Below are 6,094 nucleotides of genomic sequence, written 5' to 3' on the forward strand. Positions count from 1 at the left end.
GCGGTTGCTCGACATAATTCGTTCCCGACCTCGTTTGTGGCTGGATTCTCGAGATGGTGCGCCATGCCAGCTTGGAAAGGGAGGCGGGATATCGGCAAGGAGGCTGCACGCGGCGCCAAGACCTCGCCCGGCTCTGCAAGTTCGCGCTGAGGCGCAGTTTCCGAGGCCCATCCTGGGCACCTGACTGCATCGCCTCCATCAGGTTTTCTGGAAGACTTTGGCCGATGTTCGGCAACCTCGGCATTTCTGGGGCGTGGCGTTGAGGCGCTCGCAGATCGGAGTCAGATATCGATCTGGGGTTGCCTCGGCAGCGGCTTTGCGGGCGCTCTGCACTGCAGCTGTGGCTGTCGACAAGCCCGGTATTTGAAGGCGGGAGGGCATAGCGAACTGGGCCGGCCCCGGTGGTCGAGAACCGGAACGACATCGCCGATGCTCACAGGAAGGCTTCGCATCGCCGAGGCCGCCCCGGCGGATGTGTATCGCGAAACCAAGATCTTCGAGGCGCGGAAGGCGGCGGAGGTCGAAGCAAAAGCGCGGAACGGCAAAGCTAGGCGCGTGGCGCGGCTCAAACGCATTCTGCATCGCCGAGGCTGATGCGCGACCACCTGAATTTCAGCAGGCAGGCGGGATCGAAACGCGCTCTCGGCGGTTGGTTTATCGATGCCGGGCATCGGAATGACCCAGTGCTCGGCAACCGCCCGAGAGGCGGCTGGAGACCAAGATGATCCATTGGAGTCCGGCGGCGGCACCGGAGAACCGCCACGACATCGACGACCTGAAAGCCAAGCTCGCGATTGCGGAAGCCGCGGTGGCTGATCTCCGACGAGAGGTCGAGATCTACGAAGCGAGGGAGCGTATGCTGGCCGAAGAGCGCGAGAGCGACGCAGGCATGGTCGGGCGTCTGAGACGGGTTCTCTACCGCCCGAAGGATGGCCTTCGCGGAGGGAGTTGACCCCCCAGCCTTCGTTGTCGAAGGGTGACGCTCTACCCGATGATCCGAGGGAAAGTCTGGCGTGCTGGTAGCGGCTTGAGCGCCGAGTCTGGCGTTCATGGTGTGGATCTGATCACCTGACCGGACTACGATGGCTGCGACCTGATGGCCCGCCATCGACCGATGCGCGCGCATGGACGTCAAGGCTGGTAAGCCTTGGGGGTTGGAGGCGGGCGCTGTCCGAAATGCTTGCCTCTGGTCCGTGCAGCACTCAGTTTCTGCCCATGCTCGATAGGCTGAACCTTCCCTTCGACCCCGCGCTCCTGCCGCAGTTCGACCTTTTCGCTTCGCTGCTGCTGCTCGCGACGCTCTGGATCGCACGCAAGGCGGCGCTGCGCGCGATCCGCGCCCGGTCGGAGCTGCCGGTCCATGAGCAACGCAGGCTGATCGCGTCGAGCCGCAACCTCTTCCTCTTCCTGACCCTCGTGGGCTTGGTGCTGATCTGGGCGCCGCAGCTGCGGACCTTCGCCTTGTCCCTGACCGCCGTTGCCGTCGCGATCGTCGTGGCCACCAAGGAGCTGATCCTGTGCCTCTCCGGCGCCGTGCTGCGCGCGACGACGCGCGCCTTCTCGGTCGGGGACTGGATCGAGGTGGGCGAGATCCGGGGCGAGGTCACGGACCATACCCTGCTCGCCACGACGGTGCAGGAGTTCGGCGCCGGGGCCCATACCCACATGCCCACCGGTCGGACCATCGTGATGCCCAACAGCATGCTTCTGATCACCCCCGTTCGAAACCAGTCGGCACTGCGTGAGCATGCCTATCACCACTTCACGGTGACGCTGGAGCCGATGCCGAAGCTCGAAGGGCTACGGGAGAAGGTCGCAGGCATCGTGCAGGAGCGCTACGAGCCGTTCCGCGAGCGGGCCGTCAGGGCCAATGCCGCGATTGAACGCCGGACCCATGCCGACCTGCCGGACCCGGCGCCTACGATCCGGTTTCGGACGACGGATCTGGGAAAGCTGCGCGCTGAGATCACGCTCTTCTGCCCCCTGTCTGCCGCGGAGCAGCTGGAGAGCGAGATCACTTGGCATTTGCTGACGACGCTCCATGTCCCGCCGCAAACAAGCCCGGCTGCGACCGACCCGTCACCAAGCGAGACCGCCTGACATGCCCACACTGTTCATCGTCCTTGATCTGGCCGCGATCGTCAGCTCGCTCGTGGCCGCGGCGCTGTGGTGTCAGGCCGGAGCCCGCACGGTGCGTCGCATCTCGCGCTTTGAGGACCTTGACCATGCCGACCTCAACCGGCTGGTTGTCGCGATGAACCGGAGCGCCGTGCTGAACCGTCGGGCCGCGCTGGCATCCGCAGCCGCGGCGATCTGCATCGCCTTCCGCTTTGCCGCTTCGCTCGCGCTATCGACGACGGTGGCGTAGGCGGAGAGAAGACTCTCTACGATGGCCTATTCGGCCACGCCTGTGAGCGGAGCGGAATTTCGTGCGACCTTCTCGCACTGCGCGGTGCAACTTCATCGGGCTGAACAGCTTGCCGAGCATGGTCACCGGATCGATGGCCGCGATGTCCGTCTTCGTCAGTTCGTGCAGGCTGCCGCTGACGTTGATCGACAGGGTGCCCGGGTCGGCGCGCATGAAGGCCGCGGCTTCGGCGCCGCTCGTCTGTTTGGCCAGCTGCAGGACAACGAAGGCAGATCGGGCACATGCCCACTGGCCAGCTCGAACGCGTTGGCCTTGCCCGCGGCAATGCCTAGCACCTCATGGCCAAGTTCATGAACTGCATCTCGCTTTTTTCAAAGGTTGCCGGTCAACTTAGCTGGACGATCGAGTTCGTGTAGCAAGATATGTCAAAGATCGCCGGAGCGGATGCGCGCCTCGTAGGTGTCGACCATCGCCTCGAGCGGATCGAGACCGCCGAGAGCCTCGGCATCAAGTCGATAGGTCTTCGGCACGCGTCCCGCCTGGCACAGGATCTTTTTGCCCCGCATCGCGCGCACGTGCCAGACCCCGTCGTCGAGCCGGGCATCAATCCGGCAAATGTCCCCATTGTGTTCGAAGACACGTTCCATGCAATTCTCCTTTTTCGGTCGCACTACCCTGACAGCCGGGGCGGCACAGGGCAATTCGGCGGAGATGGCAAGCGACACTCGAAGGGCCAGTGGACAGCCCTCTGGCCCTTCTCCGATGGCTTATTGCTCAGCAGCCTGCGCGGGATCGACGGCCACGAACAGCGATCTGTTGTTGCGCAGCACGCGGACCAGCAGCGGCTTCTCGGCGTCGACTGCCGACTTCCAGGCGTCAATGAGATCCTGCGGGTTCGAAATGTCTTTGCCCCCGGCTTTCGTCAGGATGTCGCCTTGGGCCAGCCCGGCCTCGGCCGCGGCACTTCCGGGTGCGACATTCTGCACCATGATGCCGATGCCTTCCGCAAGACCAAGCTCGCGGCGCACGACCTCGGGGATTGCTGTAAGGCCGAGCCCCATGCGCACGCCGCTATCCACGGCCGGCCCTTCATTTGTGTCGCTGGCCTGCGTCTCCCGTTCGGCCAGTGTCAGTTCGATTGTCTGCTCCTGACCGTCGCGCTGGAGATCGAGCGAAATGGTAGTGTCGGGTGCTAGCTCGCCCACTCTGCGCGTCAGGCCACGGGGGTCTTCGATCTCCTGGCCGTCGAGCGACAGCAACACGTCGCCTTCTTGCAGGCCTGCGGAGGCGGCAGGGCTGCCAGGCTCGACGCCGATAACGATGGCGCCCTTGGCGTTCTCGAGGCCCAGAGCTTCAGCAAGATTGTCATCGATCCCCTGCAGGCTCACACCGATGAAGCCCCTTTCCACGCTGCCAGTTTCGATGAGCTGTGCCACCACGTCCTGCGCGGTGCTGGCAGGCACGGCGAAGCCGATCCCGACATTGCCGCCGCTGGGCGAGAAAATCGCGGTATTTACCCCGATCACTTCACCTGCGTCATTGAAGAGCGGACCGCCGGAGTTGCCGGAGTTAATCGAGGCGTCGGTCTGCAGGAAGTCATCATAGGGCCCCGAGCGGATATCACGCGAGGTGGCGGAGAGTACGCCAACGGTCACCGTGCCGCCCAGACCGAAGGGGCTTCCGATCGCGATGGTCCAGGCGCCCGGCTGCATGGCGTCACTGTCGCCCCATGAGACCGTGGTCAGATCCGAGGTATCCTCGAGCTTGAGCACAGCGATATCGGTGGCTGGGTCGGTACCGACGAGGGAGGCCGCGCGCGTTTCGCCATCCTGCATCAGGATCTCGATCTCGTTGGCCCCTTCGACGACGTGATTGTTGGTGACGATGTGTCCGCTGCCATCGATGATGAAACCCGAACCCATGGCCGTGCCTTCGCGGGGCTGCTGTGGTTCCGGCGTGCCGAAGGGCAGGGGTGGCATGTCGCGCAGACGCGGCGGCGGGCCAACCACGCCCTTCGCGGCGATGCCCACTACGGCCGGGCTTTGGGCTTCGACGATGCCGGTGAAGTCAGCTGGGGCCGAAAAGTTGCCTGAGCTTTCGGCGCTTTCCTGCGCCAGGACGGGCATGGCGGGCGACAGCATACCGATGATGGCGACCGCCGAGGCGGCACTGCGCAGAATGGGAAAAGTCATGTGAAAATCCTTCGCATGTCAGAATGGAGGAAGGTCGGCAAAGGCGCCGATCCGAGAGAAGCCTACCGAAGGGCTGTTGGCCCTTCTGCCCGCAGCGGCTGTGCGGGCGTGTGCGGTCACGGCGACCGGATCACATCACGACGGAGCCGAGCGATGGCCGGAATATTGGACCCCGTCTTCTCGACCGCTCCGTGAGCGACAGGTTGTCGGCCGCCGCCTGCAGGATCATTCGGTAGGAACGAGGGGGTGGCGGACGGCCACCCCCTCGTCGCGGCACGCGGCACCTTGGCAGGGCTGGCAGGTCAGTAGACCTCGCCGACTTCCTGGATTTCCGCCTCGATGTCGTCGCCGTCGAACCAGCCTTCGAACCAGCCTTCCTCTTCGATGGTGACGACCTGGTCGTCATCTAGATCGGCGCTGTCGTAGATACCGGCGGTGTATTCATCCTCGCTCAGGAGCGCGTCGTCGTCCGTGTCGAGATCGGCGTAGTAGTTGGTGTAATTCTCACCGTAGAATGCGCCGAACTCCTCCTGATCGAGGAAGCCGTCGTCATTCGCGTCATAGGTGGCGAAGTCGGTATCGTAATCAGCGCCCAGATAGCGCTCGGTGCCGAGACCGAATTCCTCGTCCGAGATCAGGCGGTCGTTGTCGCGGTCGTAATCGGCGTAGAGGCCGGTGGAATACTCGTTCTCGCTCAGGAAGGTGTCGTCATCCGTGTCGAGGGCATCGTAGTAGCCGGTTCCACCAAAGCCGGTGGTGAAGGTGTCGTAGTCGTAATCCGTCCCGTATTCGTCACCGAACATCTGGGCAGTCGCGGGACCTGCGAGGAGGGCGGCGGTCGCAGCGGCGGCATAAAGCTTGTGCTTGATCGTCATGTGTCTCTCCTTTCTGGTGGTGATGTGACGAGGCCCCTCCAGCGGATGGAACCTCATCGGGCAGATTGTCAGGGTGCTACGTCTCAGGACCGATCCAGCAGCGGATCGTCCTAGCCCGTCCCGTATTTGCACGGCTTCGGCGAGCCGCATCGGATCAGAAGATGTGTTTTGGGCATGTTGTTTTCTCCCATCACCATCGTCGCACTTACGCGGGACAAGGTTTTGCCAGGAGCTCGATCCGCTCTCGAACCGATGCACCTCGTTGGGCCGCCAAGCCGCCCTGAAAGGGTGAATTGCTAAGCGCTCGCGAGCTTCGCTTGGCACCTGCCGGGCCCTGTGGGCATGCGAAGCGACCTCGCCCCGGACGTGTCCTGTACAACGGAAACCATGTGGATTTGTTCCTGCCAGGGTGGCGACCCATTACATGGGCCTTGTGACCGAATGCCGTGCGGATCGCCCCCGGACATGGCTCCGTCAACTCTAAGCGGCAGCAGACATTGAGACACGAAGACCTTCGCGCCCAGGGGCTATTCCGTGCCGCCCCCCGAGCTTCGTCGGAACGAGCCCTAGGGTCAGGACTCGTTAACCCTCAAAGCCAGAACATGACGGTCGCGGCCAGGGCGATGGCAGAAAGGAAGACCTTCGGGCATCTGTCGTAG

At 63.7% G+C, this 6,094-nt stretch carries 7 protein-coding genes; 4 read left to right on the forward strand and 3 right to left on the reverse strand.

From position 1 onward, the window contains the following. Positions 1-721 precede the first annotated feature (721 nt). The 4 genes from FHS00_RS17390 (at position 722) to FHS00_RS17405 (ending at position 2,722) form a co-directional block, all read left to right on the forward strand. Positions 722-952, forward strand: coding sequence for a hypothetical protein (locus tag FHS00_RS17390; RefSeq protein WP_085896302.1), 231 nt, complete (start codon positions 722-724; stop codon positions 950-952). Between the two features lie 263 nt (positions 953-1,215). After that, a complete protein-coding gene (locus FHS00_RS17395; protein ID WP_183475365.1) occupies positions 1,216-2,100 on the forward strand; it encodes a mechanosensitive ion channel family protein in 885 nt (294 codons plus the stop codon). Between the two features lies 1 nt (position 2,101). Then, positions 2,102-2,368 carry a hypothetical protein gene (locus FHS00_RS17400; RefSeq protein WP_183475366.1) on the forward strand — a complete coding sequence of 89 codons (267 nt, stop codon included), beginning with the start codon at positions 2,102-2,104 and terminating at the stop codon, positions 2,366-2,368. A 21-nt stretch (positions 2,369-2,389) separates the two neighbouring features. Then, a complete protein-coding gene (locus FHS00_RS17405) occupies positions 2,390-2,722 on the forward strand; it encodes a hypothetical protein (protein WP_183475367.1) in 333 nt (110 codons plus the stop codon). A 71-nt stretch (positions 2,723-2,793) separates the two neighbouring features. On the opposite strand, the gene FHS00_RS17410 is transcribed toward FHS00_RS17405, so the two are convergent. The 3 genes from FHS00_RS17410 to FHS00_RS17420 all read right to left on the reverse strand — a co-directional run bounded on the left by FHS00_RS17410 (position 2,794) and on the right by FHS00_RS17420 (position 5,435). Further along, positions 2,794-3,015 (reverse strand): hypothetical protein, encoded by a 222-nt coding sequence (locus FHS00_RS17410; protein ID WP_183475368.1) that lies wholly within the window; start codon positions 3,013-3,015, stop codon positions 2,794-2,796. A 120-nt stretch (positions 3,016-3,135) separates the two neighbouring features. Next, positions 3,136-4,560, reverse strand: a complete 1,425-nt coding sequence (locus FHS00_RS17415) for a Do family serine endopeptidase (RefSeq protein WP_183475369.1) — start codon at positions 4,558-4,560, stop codon at positions 3,136-3,138. A gap of 302 nt (positions 4,561-4,862) precedes the next feature. Then, positions 4,863-5,435, reverse strand: coding sequence for an EF-hand domain-containing protein (locus FHS00_RS17420; RefSeq protein WP_183475370.1), 573 nt, complete (start codon positions 5,433-5,435; stop codon positions 4,863-4,865). Positions 5,436-6,094: the final 659 nt, after the last annotated feature.

Source organism: Limimaricola variabilis (genome assembly GCF_014195545.1).
Taxonomy (GTDB): Bacteria; Pseudomonadota; Alphaproteobacteria; order Rhodobacterales; family Rhodobacteraceae; genus Limimaricola; species Limimaricola variabilis.